The following is a 14,219-nucleotide window of genomic DNA, read 5'->3' as shown; positions in this document are numbered from 1 at the left end:
TAGATATTTCATGGAACAAAGCACGGTTTCGCTCCATTCTACTCCAAGATTCGGTTATCTAGTGTTACATCAAAGAAACAGCTTATTAATCTTCCAGATCCTCAGTCATGCCAGGATTGATTAGTGTAATATCATATTCACTAGCATCTGTCTGTCCTGTAGAGCGCATACTATCCCGTAGTAGGTAATAAATGGCGCGAACTTGGGGACCAAAAACGACCTCATCCTCATTTTTGAGATCGTGAGCGGGAATTTTGCGCCCGTTAATCATCAAACCGTTAGAACTCGTTTTACCCTTGGCATCGCCATCGACAATTCGGTAGTAGAAGCCGCGTTTTTTATCATCTCGTGGTAGCTTAACGAGAGTAGCATGACGGCGCGAGACAAATTGTGACACAAGACGGATATCGCACTCCCGATCTCTACCAATAGAATAAGTAGGACGGTCTAATGTGAACTCCTTGCGTCCTTGGTCGTCCTCTATAATCAGTAAATGACTTTCATGAGTTTCTGCTGCCATTGATACGTTTTTAAAATCAGATGGACTGTTACCAAGAAAAATTTGTTGAGTATTTTTTTCTGTCATTCCCCTAAACTATAATCTATTGTGATAATTTAGATAATCCCTATACTGTTATATTGTATTGACACCTGAAAGAGTAGAACATTTCGTTCTACTCTTGATTGTTTTTGTGAGTCTGATAATAAAAGACCACTACGATCCAACACTTGTATTCTTAAATCATACCTTCACAGTGAGAGTTCGGTCAGGGCGAGTAAAACGTCTTAACAATAAAGAATTTGTGACCACGCTGACTGAACTAAAAGCCATTAATGCAGCTGCACCAGAAGGGCTTAACACAAAACCCAAGCTAGGCAACAGAACACCCGCAGCTAGAGGAATGCCAAGTGTATTGTACGCAAAAGCCCAAAACAAATTCTGACGAATTTTACTGAAAGTGGCACGGCTGAGTTGTATGGATGCAACCACATCTATTAAGCGATCGCGCATCAATACAATTTCAGCTGTTTCCATAGCAACATCTGTTCCGGAGTGTAACGCAATTCCTACATCTGCTTGAGACAGAGCAGGGGCGTCGTTAATGCCATCACCTACCATGGCGATTAGGGATTGGCGATTAGGGATTGGCGATTGGCGATTGGCGATTGGCGATTGGCGATTGGTTATTACGTCTACGCCTCTGCTTTCCACGTCCTTATTCCCCAGTCCCCAGTCCCTAGTCGCCATTCCCTCTTGTAGCTCTTGAATGAAAGATGCCTTCTTTGCGGGGGGAACATTAGCGACTACATCACAGCTTGAGAGTCCTAGTTGATTGGCTACAGCAGTTGCAACTTCTAATGAATCCCCGCTTAACATCATGACTCGCAGACCCATTTGACGCAACTGGTCTACTGTTGCCTTAGCATCTGGTCTTATAGTGTCGCGAACGGCAATAAGTCCGGCTACAGTACCTTCAACTGCTATAAAAACAACTGTTTTACCTTCAGTCGCAAGGGTTTGAGCTTGTTGTGTCGTAGTTTCGCCAATCTCTACACCATGCCAGTGCAGCCAACCACTATTACCTAAAAGTACTAAATTGCCTTCCACAACAGCAGATACGCCCAATCCTGGTTCTGTCTGAAAATCTGTCGCATTGGGAATTGACAACTTTTGATTTTGTGCTTCTTGTACAATAGCTTGTGCGAGCGGGTGAATGGTTCCACTTTCTACGGCGGCGGCTATTTGGATAAGGTATTGGCGATTGGCGATTGGCGATTGGGTATTTTCCTCTCCCAGTCGCCCATCACCAGTACCCAGTCCCTCGATTGGGATACAGTCCGTTATCACAGGTGTACCTGTCGTGAGAGTTCCAGTTTTATCAAAAACGACTGTGCCTAGACGGTGTACTTTCTCTAAAACATCGCCACCTTTGATGAAAAGACCCCTTTTAGCACCAATGGTTGTGCCAACAAGTATGGCTGTGGGTGTGGCAAGCCCTAACGCGCAAGGACAAGCAACCACCATAACTGCGATCGCTAATTTAAGACTAATGAGGAGGGGTGAGGGGGCAAATGGGTGAGAGGACGAATGAATGAGATGAGAAGTAGGTAAGTGGTGTACTGGTATTTGCAAGGCATGGGACGTAAGTAGATCGTGCCAAATGTGAGTGCCGAAAAAGTACCAGAAAAGGAATGTTAACAGCGCAGCTGTCAATACACCATAGGTAAAGTATCCTGCTACTGTGTCTGCTAATTTTTGTACGGGTGCTTTGCGAGTTTGAGCTGTTTCTACTAAGGCAACAATAAACGCTAAAGTTGTATCGTTTCCAGTACGAGTTGCTTGAATTGCGATCGCACCTGAAAGATTTATTGTCCCTGCTGCAACTACATCTCCTGGTTGCTTGATAACTGGTACTGCTTCTCCAGTTAGCATCGACTCATCTACAGTTGTTTGTCCGTCTATAATCTCGCCATCAACGGGAATTTTCTCTCCAGGAAGAACTTGCAACCATTCGCCAACGCGCACGACTTCAGCAGGAATTTCGACAACTCCCGTATTGGCAGAAACTGTAGGAGTCGGATCTTCATCTGCTTTTGGTTTAGCAATCAACCGGGCTACTTGGGGTTTGAGGGCAAGTAATCCTTTAAATGCTACAGCAGCACGGTTTCTGGCTTGTTTTTCCAACGTCCGCCCTAACAAAATAAAGCCGAGCATCATCACTGGCTCATCAAAGAAACATTCCCAACCAAGTTGGGGAAATAGCAAAGCAACTAAGCTGGCAAAGTAAGCTGTAAGCGTTCCCAATCCCACAAGGGTATTCATATTAGGCGCATTATGCCGCACGCCCAACCACCCATCCACCAGAATGGGACGACCGGGAATGAATATGGCAATGGTTGCTAAGCTACAGTGAAACCAAATGTTTTGTAAAACTGGTGGTATCGGACCACCCAGACTGCCAATATGTCCGGTAATTGACAGTACCAGAAGTATTGCCGCAACCGCCAACTGCTGCTGTGCCAACTGCATTTCTCGACGCTGGCGTTCTTCTGGATTGGGCATTCCTTGTGTCTCGCTTGCTCCTTGCCCGTGTAATTTCCGAGGTTGCGTCGGGAATCCAGCCGATGTCAATCTCTGTGCTAGTGCTTCTGGTTGTGCTGCACCAGTTTCTAATTCTACGACTGCTACTTCTGTCGCTAGGTTCACACAAGCGCTTTTAACTCCCGGATGTTGAGTTAGCTGGCGTTCTACTGCCTTTACACAGCCAGCACACTTCATACCCCCAACATCCAAAGTGATTTTCTCTGTCGTTGGGGCTGGTTCTGAGGGAAGGTTGGTCTTCGAGACAAATTGCATGGAAATGTTTAGATTTGCTACGAAAAAAATATAAACGCGCTTATTTAAGCGCCTCTTATTTGAGCGTAGGCGAAATCTGAGGCATTGACAGATTGTCAAATATGTTAAGTTTTATTAAGAGGTGATGGGGCATTTAGTCTCAGTTCTGCTCCTTTTCATTTCAGCGATGAGACCAACGCCAGTACATCACGTAAATTAACGCAAGTACCTGTAGTGGTATAACAACAAATTCACCTTTTAAAAAAGGGTGTATTTCTAAATGAGACATAGTACTGAAATACGCCATTGCCATGAGAGCAAGAGCTATTAAAGTAAGATTTTTACCTTTGAGAGCTAACATAATATCAGTAAATACTGTTTATCTAATCAACATTAACACAGTCATAGAAATCATATGTGAAATTTTCTACGTAGGGTGGGCAATGCCCACCACTAATTCTTTTGTACGGCATAGCCCTATCTACTACTAAAACATTTTCAGATCTCTGACTTCTCTAAGAAGTCGGAGAGCTAACTGTTTACAGAAAAAAGAAATTGACCGAGAGGAGAGTGCTTGAAAGAAATATAGAGTTCTCCTGTCTGAAATAAGCTATACAAACGCAAAAAGTAGTATAAGAAAGCTATTGAAACTCCTATAAAATAGAATTTTTTGCTTTTAAAAATTTGACAATAGAACGAAATTATTCTGCGTTTTAATAGTAACTCTATAGCAACATGAATAACTGCAATTAAAAAGCTAGTAAACAAAATAGGACCAAACACATTTTCTGATATTGCTCGTTCTAAATCTCCGCGTGCGATCGCCATAAAAGAACGAGTCATACCGCATGTTGGACACGGAATACCAGTGAAGTGCCGAATTGGACAAACTAAGAACGCTATTCTATAACCACGATTGTAGAATAGCGTTCCTAATAAAGGGGTACTACAAAATCCAAGTAGACCCCAACGAACAATTTGACATTGGTATGATAGAGGAAATGGAGATAATTTCAACACCTACTTTGTTTATACTGAGACGATGAATGGGAAATTTTTTTCCCATATTTATTAAATTTACATACGAACATTATATTTTGACTTTCAAAATAGTTAAAGCCATTTCTTTTTATTCACTATGTAAGTATTGATAAATTCTTCATCAGTTTTGGTTAAATACATAATGCCCTCAACCAAACCGAGAATGCCCATGAATGGTGCTCCGATACCACACGTTAGTAACGAAACAAGCAGCATAATAATCCCTTCGGTGTTATAACCAAGAATAAATTTATGAACACCTAAAGCTCCAATAAGGATGCCACAAATACCAGCAGCTGTTTTTTTGCTAGCATCGCTTGAGATTCCATTCGACATTTGAGTTCAACTCCTGTATTTCTCATCTGACGACACAATGCTAACGTTGAGTTTTTTACCTACAAACCGTATAATCACTTAAATTTTGCATAAACATCCTGATTGGGATGAAAGAGTCGAGAAAGAGTATAGTGTATTAGGCAGGAAAACTAGTGACCGAATAACTGGGCATTGGGCATCGGGAAAATTAGGAGTTATTTTTCCTTATCCCCCTGGTCACTGGTCACTGGTCACTGGTCACTGGTCACTGATTAAAACCAGCCCTGTCTATTTAGGAAATAAGTACTCACAAACTCATCATGCGATTTGTTCAAATAAATCATGCCTTCGATTAAACCAACAAGCTGCATAATGAGTAATGTCAAGCCATAGGTAAAATAACTACCAACTAATGAAATAATGAGCATGATAAATCCTTCTGGAGCATACCCAAGAATAAATTTATGGATACCAAAACCTCCAAAGATAATACCGCAGTATCCAGCTAAAAGTTGTTTGGTAGCATGACTGGGGCTGAGTTTAGCCATGGGTTTAGTTCCTTTGCTTTATGAGTAATGTATAAGTAAGACCTAATAAGTTTTAGCGAGTTAAGAATTTTGATTGACTTAACAAGCTGTGATGGTAGAAGCACTTAAAAGAAAGATAGGTACGAGAAAATAGCGTCTTAGCAATGCATAGCGAACGCTAAAGACACGATAAACTGACAGTCTTAGACTTAGCTGAAGCTGTACTCCTTCGTAACTCTCTTATCTTTACTTTAGCTAGAAAATCCGGCGAAGCGTTTTTGCAGCAACTCATGCTGCATAGTTTTTTGATAGAGAATTAGCCATATATAGTCGTAAAAATACAAATACCTTAGTACTTTTTACTAGTCAGGTTGTGTTCTCTCCGGATTCTTTTTATATTTCTACAGTGATAAAAATACTGGTGTAGATATTTTACTTTAAAGCGATCTCCTATAAGCTAGGATACCAAGTCGATAAAATAGCACTAACTCTATGATTCTTTGCTTACTCATCGTTTTCATATAGAACGGTGAATATACAAGGGGATCGGTTTTAGCTATTCATGCCATCTAACAACACTACACCCATGAATAGATAGAACTATTCTAGCGTGACTACTTCACTGTTGATTTCACGTAGCTGCTAAGCCAATGTCAACTTTAGCACATTTGCTCTAAGGTAGCATTTACTGACATTAAACACCAAGGTGGATGAGTAAATTTTTGTAAAAGCTTTAGCAAAGAATTGATAAAGTTGGCAAATAGAAAGACTTATTGTCCAGGACTGCCTAGAATAAACAGGCTTAGAAGAGTACCGCTATTCCAAAGACTATGGAGGAGCATGGGAGCAAGAAGGTTACGCGATCGCGTATAAACAATACCCAGTATAATGCCCAAAGAGAACAGGGGAAGAATTTCCGCTAAGCTCAAGTGAGCAGCAGCAAACAAAAAACTACTGATGAGAATCGATCCCCATACAGGTAGGTAACGAGTAAGGGAAGGTAACAAAAAACCGCGAAAGAGAATTTCTTCAAAAATAGGAGCAGCGATCGCCGCCGTCGAGAAAAATATAGTAAGTGCTACAGAATCCTGACTTTCAAGCACCAGTTGTAACAGGGGATTACTACCGCCTTGACCTTTCCACAACTGTTGATTAATCAAAGACACAACAACCACCACAGGCAATGCTATGCAGTAGCCACCAAATCCCCATAAAAACCATTTATCTTTGAACCGAAAACGAAACCAGCCAATTGGTAGTGGAAAAAAACGCTTAATAGCTAAGTACAGTACTGACAAAGCGCCTAATGCTACGAAGAAATAACTAATAAAAACAGATAGCGCTTGAAGTCGCACGCTAGAGACGAGAGTTTTGATAGGAAGAACTGATTTTACCAAAGGTAGAAGGACAACTTTGATTGCTATAGGTACGAGGAATTGTCCTGTGAAGAAAAAACCCACGACAAAAACCACCAAAATCGTTTCCGCATTCCAAGGAGTTGACCAAGTAACATCTGCATTTTGAGCAAGTATTGCAGCTTTTCCCTTGACAAGACGTTCTCCGAGCAAAAAGAGCAATAAGCCTACCCCAATAAGAGCAGCAATTACTGGAACAGTACCTATCAGTGATAATCTCAACATTGCTGTTTCAGCAACTTCCTGTTGAGATGTTTTTAAATTTGTCAAGGCGTCTTGTCGTTGCTGAAGTTGATAGAGTTTCTCTAGAGCAGAGTAGCGAAACCAGCCATCCAAATTAGCTTGAATGAGTGGTTCAGAATTAGGCAACAGACGAGGGGGATCGCTCCATAATCCGGAAAGAACGGCTGCGACCTTACTAAAATCAGAATCGCTTCCCAAACTTTGCTGCACTTCACTCCAAGTTTTAAAAGCAGCATCAGTTTTCCCTTGCTGCACTTGTAAAATACCCAATCGCAAATCTAATTCAGGTATTAATTTTTGCACTTGATTCAGTGACTGTTGTAACAGTTGTTGCTGTTCGGAATTGGGGTTAGTTGCAGGAGGATATTGCGATTGAGGTTGAGAGGTTGCAGGAGCCGTTTCTGGTTGAGACTGGAGTTGTGCAAGTTGAGTTTTAATTTTATCTAAATTACGTTGAGCCGATTTCCTTGCTTCTTGATACTGCTGTGTAGCTACATCTAGAGGTTTAGTACCGAGGATTGCATCTTGTAAAGGCTGTACGCTGGCACCGCTATCCGACGTTTCCAAAGAAACTGCTTGCAGCGTAAGATTTGTTTGGTAAAGTTCCAAACGACTTTGAAACTGAGGTTGCTGCCAACTCGATAATAAAGACTGACCGGCAGTCAAGATTGTCACCAGAGTCAGAACTATTAATATAAACCGCCCTGCGGTTCTTACAAACGTTGATTTTGGCTGCTCGTGACTCATTTTTCCTCCCTTGACTAACCAGTGCAGAGTCATTATCGCAAGAAAATGCGTTGAATGGTTTAACCAGTGACCACCTGACCAGTGACCAGTGACCACCTGACCAGTGACCACCTGACCAGCGATCGCTAGCCACTCACTACTAACTACTATCCTTAGATATCATCAATTCATAAGTTTCTCGCTGTTCCATTATGTTAGAGTACAAACCATTATTCAATTGCCTGCCTTCAGCAGAGGATTTACCTGATTCTGACGATACTCCTGTAGATAATGAACTGCAAGATTTAATTCCAGGTTTTCTCAAAACAATTTTGGCTTGGATATGGGCTAGCCGAATGGATTGGTTTTTCGGAGTGGACATGGGGGTTTACTACGATCCCGACTTACCCCCTGTCGTACCAGATGGATTTTTGAGTTTAGGTGTCCGTCGCATTATTAATGAAAACTTACGCTTGAGCTACTTGCTATGGGAGGAAAAAGTACTCCCAATTATGGTGCTAGAGGTTGTTTCTAAAAAACGACGTGGGGAGTATACGAAGAAAAAAGACTTCTATGCCAAGTTAGGAATTTTATACTATGTTATCTACAATCCTATCCGTCCTAACAAACCTCCTTTGGACGTTTATCGTTTGGTAAATGGTGAATATGTTAAACAGAAAGGAAACCCAGTGTGGTTGGAAGAGATAGGATTGGGAATTGGTTATGAAAGAGGAACGCACCTGGGTATTACTCGTGACTGGTTATATTGGTATGACCAACAAGGAGTCAGATATTTAACACCAGAAGAACAAGCTACTACTGCTGAACAACGCGCTACTACTGCCGAACAACGTGCTAAAAGGTTAGCCGAGGAGTTACGCTCTTTAGGAATAGATCCAGATACGCTAAATTAATCGTGTTCTGAGGTTATGTAAATGATATTAGAGGAGCCTTCATGGGACAGTTTACCCTCTCCCATGGATTTAGTCAGTTCAGATGTTACTCCTACAGACGATGAATTGCAAAATTTAGTACCTAGTTTACTGAATTCTGTGCTTGCGGCAGTGTGGACAAACCGTACAGATTGGTGTTTTGGCATCAGTATGGGAATTTTTTACGACCCCAATGAACTTCCTGCTGTACCAGATGCATTTTTGAGTGTTGGAACTCAAAGAGTCATAGATGATTATGAATACGAAGACTTACGTTTGTGTTACGTGTCCTGGATAGAACAAGTTGCACCAATTATGGTACTTGAGATAGTTCCTTACGGTACATCTGGAGAGGAATATATTGGTAAACGAAAACTTTATGAAAAACTGGATATTTTATACTATGTCATTTACAACCCTCGCCGTCGTAGAAAGACAACGTTTGAAGTTTTTCGTTTGATAAATGGCACATATATTTTACAGCCAGGAAGTCCAGTGTGGTTAGAAGAGGTAGGATTGGGAATTGGTTGCGAACGGGGAACATATTTAGGAATTACGCGGGATTGGTTATACTGGTACGATCGCCAAGGTATCAGATACCCAACGCCAGAAGAAAGAGTTGCACTAGCCGAACAACGCGCTCAAAGATTAGCCGATGAGTTGCGAAGATTGGGAATAGATCCAGAAACTATAACTTAAAAATCGTTTTCATGTTCAATCAATTATGTCGCTCGCAGTACTAATTTTTATTTAGGTTTGATAGCAATACTCCAAACGGTCTTATTTTCTCTGGATATTGAGTAGATATAATAGACGCGATGTTGCGTGTTAAAGTTATGGCATCATTAAACTCTTTAGATTCTTGTAGAGCTTTATATAGCGAGTCAATCTCTTGTGGCAAAGGGTTCGTAAATACACGCAATTCAGTAATATCTAATCTACGGTTGAACTCATTTACAGTATGCCGCCATTGGTGTAGGAGCGAAAATAACTCTCTATCTTTACGTTCTGCAAAAACACCAGATGCAAGTGCAGTTTCGGTAACTGACACGATCAATCGCGGAAAAACTATCGGTCGTCCTGACTGATGAGAGTTGGAGTTAAATCGGCGATCGGATAGAATTGCCTCATTCGATCTGCACTCGTTGAGTAAGGCACGCAGAAACTCTATCCTCTTTTCATAAGCTGATGCCCATCGTTCGGCAAAAATTCCTGTAATTGTTGCTAACAATCCAAGAGCGGTCAGTAATGGCTCAAAATTTCTTTCCTTAGTCCACCAGACCGTAGCTAGAATAAATCCAAGAAGTAAAGGAAAAAATGTAATTAATGTTACTAATACTTTCATACTTAATATTATCTACTATAGCAATCCTAAATCATCTATAAACAATTTTAAGTACTGTAGGGTGGGCATTGCCCACCACTATAGCTTTTGGTGGGCAATGCTCACCCTACTTAACCGAGTAGTATTGCCACCCTACTTATATTTCACAAATTAAGTAGGATTGCTATATTTATGTATTTACGCTTATCTAAAATTTTATCTCTTAGACCATATATTATCAGCTATTTGAGAATTTTTATTAATACTTGAAGTATCAGGAGATACCAATATTAACGCCATGCCAAATCCATTTTTGAAACGGGGTTCTAATAATGTATGTATGCTATCAACAACTATAAGGTTACTGTCTGATATACATTTATGAATGCCAGATGAAGTGTATTTACGAGTTAAATATAAACGAATTGTATCTCGATCTTCAAAATTTATAACTGAGCGATCTGGTAACATCACATCAATTTTTTTTCCAGTTAAGTTGCGATAGAGTATTTTTATGAGAATTGCTCTATCTGTCTCTACGTAGCCTTCAAATGACACGCTATTTAAATCAATATGTAAGTCAGTGTTTTGGAGTAATGCACTTGTGACAAATTCTCTAAAAGACTTAGCATTCTCGTACTCTTTAGTTGCTTTTTGAGCAGCTTCTTCATTTAAGTCTTCAGTCATCGCTACTTCTATAAGAAATTTATCGTCAGAGCGCATGAGTTTAGAAAGAGATTGTAGAAGCTCTGTGTCTCTTTGAAAATTTGCTAACGTGTTTCCAAGCAGAGAAAAAATAACAGGATTATTGTTGAGGATTTCGTCAAATAATTTACGTAACTCAATAATATTTCTCTCAAGTGAAAAGTCTATTTGAATAGGAAATACATGATTTCCTTTTAATTTTGTTTCTTGAATTGCTTGTTGAACACCTATCCTTAACATTTCCGAACTCATATCAACGGGAAAATAAATTAGATCGGGATTTGAATTGAGTAATAAATTTAAAATACTTTTGTCTTTTTCTCCTGTGCCAATACCTAAACTAACATAATGATATTTTCGATCTCCTATTCTATTGGAATGAAGTTGAGACCATCGATATCTAAAGGACTCAATACTCTCCTTCATAACGAGATAAAATCGGTCGTGACAAGCGTTGTTCCAAGCTATTGTTGGACCTATTCCCCAATATGAAAAACCAGATAAAATCTCTTTACCATCACCTGTTTGAGAAAATTCTCCTCTCAATTCTTGCGTAAGTTCTGCAAGCTTTTTTGATTGATCTTCTCCTATAAAACAGAGAGTCCACCCTAAGCCTGGTTCATTGATTGAATTCTCTAGTAGCTTCATGAAATTTAAAGGTTCCATCTCCAGCCTCAAAGAGTCAAAAATATACACCTTGATAATACAGCTATCCTAAATCATTTGTAAGAAATTTACGACTGCTCTATCAGATAGAATTCGCGACTATAGGTCTCGTATTTAATTTTTGAAACTTTGTTGCATGATGGAATTGATTTAAATGAAACGAAAGAGGCTTTTAACGAAGACTCTAGATAAAGCGCGTGACTAGGAGAAGGAAAACAATCATGTTATGGTTGAGTACGGTTAACTACGCTTTTTGATTACACAGGAGTAAATCTCTAAAGAGCCTTACATACTCATGTTGACAGCGAAGGGAAGAAGAACGCGATCGCGTTATCGGTTTATCGACAGGATCTGATGACTATGTAGTCAAGCCTTTCAGTCCCAAAGAACTAGTAGCTCGCGTGCGAGCACTCTTGAGACGCAACATTTATGAGTTATCCCGGTCGGGTTTGGAATCGAACTCAATTAATTGATAAACTTTGGGGTAGTAACTTCTATGGAGATGAGCGGGTTGTTGATACCCAGATCGCACGACTCAGAAAAAAAATAGAACCCGATCCAGCCAATCCAACCTTTATCAAAACTGCGATCGGATCGGTTATAAATTTGAAAACACCGTTGTTCAAGACAAATTGTGAGTAAACTGAGCCTACAATACCGATTATTATTTTCCCATATTGTTGTGATGCTAGCTGGGCTAAGTACTTTAGTCATAGTTAGTAAGTTATTCTCATTCCATGTTTTCGATCTGCACTTACAACGTTTGGAAGGCCGAGGGTTTGACATCGGTAAAATTCGCTCCGAGCTAGTAGAAGAGTTTGAAGTTACCTCAATGTGGGGGGCTTGGTGGTCATTACTCACGAGTGCTACTGTAGCAAGTGGTTTAAGTTATATAGTCGCTAAGCGCATCCTCCAACCTCTTGTTGAGATGGAAAAAATCACTCAAAAGTTCGGTCAGGGAGATTTAACTGCACGAGTACCGGAAACAGAAATCGCGGAGTTAAATCGCCTTGCTATTAGCTTTAACCGGATGGCGTCAAACCTTGAAGGTGTGGAACAGCGTCGTCGGGAAGTTGTAGGAGATTTAACTCACGAACTGCGAACACCATTGACAATTCTAGAAGGTTATTTGGAAGGTTTAGCAGATGAGACAATTGAACCTTCAGCAGAAGTGTTTCAACGATTAGCACGAGAAACAACTCGATTGCATCGGTTAGTTAATGATACTCAAGAACTTTCTAAGGCAGAAGCTGGATATTTACCGATTAATCTACAATCTTTCAATATACACCCACTACTCCTCTCTCTCATCAAACGATTCTCCGATCAACTTTTAGAAGAAGGTCCAGAGCTGCGTTTGGAGTGTCCCCCCAATCCTCCTTTAGTCTCCGCCGACCCCGAACGAGTAGAACAGATTTTGGTTAACTTACTTGGCAATGCAATAAGATACACCGTACAAGGTTCTATTACATTGCGGGTTTGGAGCGAACCTTCCAAGTTATGGATTGCAGTTATCGATACGGGTCATGGTTTGAAATCGGAAGATTTACCCTTTGTTTTTAATCGATTTTGGCGGTCGGAGCGATCGCGCATTCGCCATCCCACAGGGACTGGGATGGGTTTGGCTATTTCCAAGCGTCTCGTTGAATTACAGCGAGGTGAGATTCAGGTAGAAAGCGAGCTTAACAAGGGAAGTACTTTTCGGTTTTCTTTGCCATTAGTATAACAATACCTTTGCCAATTATGAATTTGTTGTAAAGATAGCCGTTTTTGAGCTTCTTGCAAACTCGCCTAGAGCGCCGGTCGAGTAGAAGGTGTTGACAAATTACGCATAGTATGGGTAAGGGGGTGATGTAGATGACTCAAAGCTTTATACAACCCTAGTCGGTTTGACAGCTTAAAAAAAGCAAGCATTTAAGAAAGGCTCCTGAAGGGTTTTCCCCGAAAGCGCTTTGAAGAAACCAAAAAGGGCAACTCCCAACACCGCCATCAATATCAATACATATTTGCATTGATTATTTACTGAAATTGCTCAATTGTCATAAATTGTCAACTTAATACTTGCTCTAAAAGTTCAAAAATTCCCGACATAAATACTATGAAAAATACATCTAGAAAGCGTCGGGCGTGTCATTAAGTTGGTATCGACTCTGAAAGGACACCAACAATCGCGAAGGAAAAAGTAAGAGGTATTGACAAGACGTACATTTTTTGGGGAGGGTAAAGATAAGTAGAAAACGATATTAGGAGTACAGATACAATGCATCCAGAAATTTGGAATCCACCAATAGAACTATCAGCCCAAGAAGAAAAAGTGGCAAAACGTATACGGAAAGCGAAATTATTTATATTTTTGAGGCAAATTCGCCATCAAATAATTGATGGCGAATTTCAAATGGAACTGGCAACAGTTTTCAAAGATAGTAGTGTTGGTTTATCGCCAATACTACCAGCACAACTAGTACTGGCAATAATTTTACAAGCATATACAGGAGTTTCAGATGATGAAGCAATTGAAGCAATTGAAATGGATAGACGATGGCAGCTAGCTGTCTTATTGTCTAGATTGTGAGCAACCACCTTTTAGCAAAGGAACACTAGTAAAATTTCGTGCGCTTTTAATATCAAAGTCATTTGACCTAAGGTTAATCGAAAAAACAATTGAAATGGCACATTTATCTGAAGGTTATAACCCCCATTCCGCACCCCAATTGTCACAAACGGTAATTACTGAGTGAAATCTCTAAAAAAAGAGTAAAACTATACTGTTTTTATCTGATAAACAGGTGAGAAAGCGTGAAAACTGGGATGTGAGACATCCAAGTCATTCTCAATAATTAGCAATAAGATGAAAACAAATTTTCTGTTGTAATCAATAGATAACTTTCGATATTTCACTGAATTTATTTATGATTCTACTAATGTATAAGACTCACGAAAAAATTATTAGACATAATTATTTAAAGCTATTTTCTAGGCAGAAATAGC

At 40.1% G+C, this 14,219-nt stretch carries 12 protein-coding genes and 2 pseudogenes; 5 read left to right on the top strand and 9 right to left on the bottom strand.

What is annotated here, in order from left to right; translation table 11 throughout:
• Positions 1–85: 85 nt before the first annotated feature.
• From ACKTT2_RS39005 to ACKTT2_RS38975, 7 genes are all read right to left on the bottom strand, one after another.
• A complete protein-coding gene (locus ACKTT2_RS39005; protein WP_407896556.1) occupies positions 86–586 on the bottom strand; it encodes an FHA domain-containing protein in 501 nt (166 codons plus the stop codon).
• A gap of 156 nt (positions 587–742) precedes the next feature.
• Complete coding sequence (locus ACKTT2_RS39000; RefSeq protein WP_407896554.1) at positions 743–3,358, bottom strand: heavy metal translocating P-type ATPase; 2,616 nt, start codon at positions 3,356–3,358, stop codon at positions 743–745.
• 160 nt (positions 3,359–3,518) lie between these two features.
• The gene (locus tag ACKTT2_RS38995; RefSeq protein WP_407896552.1) at positions 3,519–3,698 is read right to left on the bottom strand and encodes a hypothetical protein; all 180 of its coding nucleotides are present in this window, start codon (positions 3,696–3,698) and stop codon (positions 3,519–3,521) included.
• A gap of 170 nt (positions 3,699–3,868) precedes the next feature.
• Positions 3,869–4,180, bottom strand: coding sequence for a DUF2752 domain-containing protein (locus ACKTT2_RS38990; RefSeq protein ID WP_407896550.1), 312 nt, complete (start codon positions 4,178–4,180; stop codon positions 3,869–3,871).
• A 270-nt stretch (positions 4,181–4,450) separates the two neighbouring features.
• Positions 4,451–4,714, bottom strand: coding sequence for a TM2 domain-containing protein (locus ACKTT2_RS38985; protein WP_407896548.1), 264 nt, complete (start codon positions 4,712–4,714; stop codon positions 4,451–4,453).
• 251 nt (positions 4,715–4,965) lie between these two features.
• Complete coding sequence (locus tag ACKTT2_RS38980) at positions 4,966–5,241, bottom strand: TM2 domain-containing protein (RefSeq protein WP_407896546.1); 276 nt, start codon at positions 5,239–5,241, stop codon at positions 4,966–4,968.
• Positions 5,242–5,990: 749 nt separating this feature from the next.
• Entirely contained in the window at positions 5,991–7,625 is a 1,635-nt protein-coding gene (locus ACKTT2_RS38975) for a CPBP family glutamic-type intramembrane protease (protein ID WP_407896544.1), read from the bottom strand.
• 191 nt (positions 7,626–7,816) lie between these two features.
• On the opposite strand from ACKTT2_RS38975, the gene ACKTT2_RS38970 reads away from it, so the two are divergent.
• Together ACKTT2_RS38970 and ACKTT2_RS38965 are read left to right on the top strand one after the other, a co-directional pair.
• Positions 7,817–8,518: a Uma2 family endonuclease gene (locus ACKTT2_RS38970; RefSeq protein ID WP_407896542.1), complete on the top strand. Its 702-nt coding sequence runs from the start codon at positions 7,817–7,819 to the stop codon at positions 8,516–8,518.
• Positions 8,519–8,539: 21 nt separating this feature from the next.
• On the top strand, positions 8,540–9,235 hold the full coding sequence (locus tag ACKTT2_RS38965) for a Uma2 family endonuclease (protein WP_407896540.1): 696 nt from the start codon (positions 8,540–8,542) through the stop codon (positions 9,233–9,235).
• Positions 9,236–9,275: 40 nt separating this feature from the next.
• Here ACKTT2_RS38965 and ACKTT2_RS38960 read toward each other — a convergent pair whose 3' ends face one another.
• Together ACKTT2_RS38960 and ACKTT2_RS38955 are read right to left on the bottom strand one after the other, a co-directional pair.
• Positions 9,276–9,881 carry a hypothetical protein gene (locus ACKTT2_RS38960; protein WP_407896538.1) on the bottom strand — a complete coding sequence of 202 codons (606 nt, stop codon included), beginning with the start codon at positions 9,879–9,881 and terminating at the stop codon, positions 9,276–9,278.
• A 195-nt stretch (positions 9,882–10,076) separates the two neighbouring features.
• Positions 10,077–11,231, bottom strand: a complete 1,155-nt coding sequence (locus ACKTT2_RS38955) for an L-histidine N(alpha)-methyltransferase (RefSeq protein ID WP_407896536.1) — start codon at positions 11,229–11,231, stop codon at positions 10,077–10,079.
• Positions 11,232–11,505: 274 nt separating this feature from the next.
• Between ACKTT2_RS38955 and ACKTT2_RS38950 the strand changes: the two are divergent.
• From ACKTT2_RS38950 to ACKTT2_RS38940, 3 genes and pseudogenes are all read left to right on the top strand, one after another.
• Positions 11,506–11,869 (top strand): annotated as a pseudogene (locus ACKTT2_RS38950) (winged helix-turn-helix domain-containing protein); the annotation flags it as partial.
• Positions 11,870–11,916: 47 nt separating this feature from the next.
• Complete coding sequence (locus tag ACKTT2_RS38945) at positions 11,917–12,957, top strand: sensor histidine kinase (RefSeq protein ID WP_407896726.1); 1,041 nt, start codon at positions 11,917–11,919, stop codon at positions 12,955–12,957.
• Between the two features lie 534 nt (positions 12,958–13,491).
• Positions 13,492–13,933 (top strand): annotated as a pseudogene (locus ACKTT2_RS38940) (transposase family protein); the annotation flags it as partial.
• Positions 13,934–14,219: the final 286 nt, after the last annotated feature.

Source organism: Scytonema hankhaensis NUACC26 (assembly GCF_045865695.1).
Taxonomy (GTDB): domain Bacteria; phylum Cyanobacteriota; class Cyanobacteriia; order Cyanobacteriales; family Nostocaceae; genus Scytonema.
Note: the sequence above shows the minus strand (reverse complement) of the source record. Positions and strands in the feature narration are given on the sequence as shown.